3 protein-coding genes are annotated in these 2,435 nt (G+C 32.4%); all 3 read left to right on the top strand.

Annotated elements, in window-relative coordinates; translation table 11 throughout:
* Positions 1–508: F0F1 ATP synthase subunit gamma (locus CEX73_RS03170; RefSeq protein WP_260081463.1), on the top strand; the 508-nt coding region annotated here is incomplete at its 5' end.
* 47 nt (positions 509–555) lie between these two features.
* On the top strand, positions 556–1,938 hold the full coding sequence (atpD, locus tag CEX73_RS03165; protein ID WP_101627132.1) for a F0F1 ATP synthase subunit beta: 1,383 nt from the start codon (positions 556–558) through the stop codon (positions 1,936–1,938).
* Between the two features lie 25 nt (positions 1,939–1,963).
* Complete coding sequence (locus CEX73_RS03160; protein WP_101627131.1) at positions 1,964–2,380, top strand: F0F1 ATP synthase subunit epsilon; 417 nt, start codon at positions 1,964–1,966, stop codon at positions 2,378–2,380.
* The last annotated feature ends 55 nt before the right edge of the window (positions 2,381–2,435 follow it).

The raw sequence follows: 2,435 nt of genomic DNA, 5'->3' as shown, positions 1-2,435 counted from the left end.
TTATAAAGCGGTATCTTTTTTTAATACTCTTAATATTAAGATAGTTGCACAAGTTACTGGTATAACAGATAATCCAGTTATTTCAGAAATAATAGGACCTGTTAAAGTAATGTTACAAGCATATAACGATAAAAATATAGATAAACTATATGTTGTCAGTAATAAATTTATAAATACTATATCTCAAATTCCACAAATATTACAAATATTACCTATTCCATCTGATAATCAAATAGATTTAAAAATGAAATACTGGGATTATTTATATGAACCAGACTCAAAGTTTTTATTAGATCTATTATTATCTCGTTATATAGAATCACAAATATATCAGAGCGTTGTTGAAAATATTGCTAGTGAACAAGCTGCCCGAATGGTAGCTATGAAAACAGCTACTGATAATGGTAGTAATATCATTCAAGAACTAAAAATTATTTATAATCAAGCTAGACAAAATAGTATTACTCAAGAACTAACTGAATTAGTTGCCGGAGCCGCAGCTATTTAAGTTAAAACTTTTTTACAAACAAACTAAAATAGTTAAGAGGATTTTAGATGATAACGGGAAATATTATCCAAGTTATCGGTGCCATTGTTGATGTTGAATTTCAACAAAATTTTGTTCCAAAAATATATAATGCACTTGAAGTTAAAAACGGTACTACAAAATTAATACTAGAAGTAGAACAACAACTCGGTGGTGGTGTAGTTCGATGCATAGCTATGGGTATTTCTGATGGTTTACGTAGAGGATTAAAAGTTATTGATTTAGGGCATACTATTGAAGTACCTGTAGGTAAATCTACCTTAGGACGTATTATGAACGTACTAGGTGAACCAATTGATATGAAAGGAGATATTGGTGAAACAGAACGGTGGTCTATTCATCGTCTAGCCCCTAGCTATGAAGAATTAGCAATTTCTCAAGAAATTTTAGAAACAGGTATAAAAGTTATTGACTTAATGTGTCCTTTTGTAAAAGGTGGAAAAGTTGGCCTTTTTGGTGGTGCTGGGGTTGGTAAAACTGTCAATATGATGGAACTAATCCGTAATATTGCTATTGAACATGCAGGTTATTCAGTATTCACTGGCGTAGGTGAACGTACCCGTGAAGGAAATGATTTTTATCATGAAATGACTGATTCTAATGTGATTGATAAAGTTTCGCTTGTATATGGACAGATGAATGAGCCCCCAGGTAATCGTCTGCGAGTAGTACTTACAGGCTTAACTATAGCAGAAAAATTTCGTGATGAAGGCCGTGATGTTTTACTTTTTATAGATAATATTTATCGTTATACTTTAGCTGGGGCAGAAGTATCTGCTTTACTAGGTCGTATGCCATCAGCAGTTGGTTATCAACCAACACTAGCAGAAGAAATGGGAGTTCTACAAGAACGAATTACTTCTACTAAAACTGGTTCTATAACTTCAATACAAGCAGTTTATGTACCTGCCGATGATTTAACTGATCCTGCCCCAGCGACTACATTTGCTCATATTGATGCTACAGTAGTTCTTAGTCGTCAGATAGCTTCTTTAGGCATTTACCCAGCTATAGATCCTCTAGAATCTACTAGTCGTCAGTTAGATCCTTTAATAGTTGGTCAAGAACACTATGATGTAGCCCTTGGGGTACAATCTATTCTACAACGTTACCAAGAATTAAAAGATATAATCGCTATATTAGGTATAGATGAACTATCAGAAGATGATAAACTTGTTGTATCCCGCGCACGTAAAATTCAACGTTTTTTATCACAGCCATTTTTTGTAGCAGAAATTTTTACTGGCTTTCCTGGTAAGTATGTTTCTATGAAAGAAACAATTAGTAGTTTTAAAGATATTATGGTTGGTAAATATGATTTATTACCAGAACAAGCATTTTATATGGTAGGTTCGATTGAAGAAGCAGTAGTTAAAGCTAATCTACTATAGCTATTTTACGGATAACAATGATGTCATGAGTATTAAATATTTTCATTTAGATGTCGTAAGTGCTGAACAAAAAATATTTTCAGGTATCGTTGAAAAAATTCAAGTCACAGGTAGTGAAGGTGAATTAGGTATATTTCCTGGTCATGCTCCATTACTAACTCAAATTAAGCCTGGTATGATACGTATCGTTAACGAAACTGGTAAAGAAGAATATATTTACATATCAGGTGGTATACTTGAAGTTCAATTTCATAACGTAACTGTATTAGCTGATACAGCTATTAGAGGTGAAGAACTTGATGAAGCTAAAGCAATAGAATCACAACAAAAAGCAAAAGATTTTCTTAAAAATTTACATCATAATATCAACTATGCTCAGGCATCAGCGGAACTTGCTAAAGCTCTTGCTAAGTTACGGATTATTCAGTTAATGAAAAAGTAATCTCATTTATGTTTTAATCTGTTGTTATATAACTCATGATTTATTTAAGATAAAT

This window comes from Candidatus Palibaumannia cicadellinicola (assembly GCF_002855795.1).
In the GTDB taxonomy this organism is placed as follows: domain Bacteria; phylum Pseudomonadota; class Gammaproteobacteria; order Enterobacterales; family Enterobacteriaceae; genus Baumannia; species Baumannia cicadellinicola_C.
The sequence above is the reverse complement of the archived record's forward strand: the minus strand, read 5'-3'. Positions and strand labels throughout refer to the sequence as shown.

Excerpts from the sequence above, each read along its gene's own strand:
- atpD (WP_101627132.1), top strand. The coding sequence starts at position 556 with ATGATAACGGGAAATATTATCCAAGTTATCGGTGCCATTGTTGATGTT.
- CEX73_RS03160 (WP_101627131.1), top strand. The coding sequence starts at position 1,964 with ATGAGTATTAAATATTTTCATTTAGATGTCGTAAGTGCTGAACAAAAA.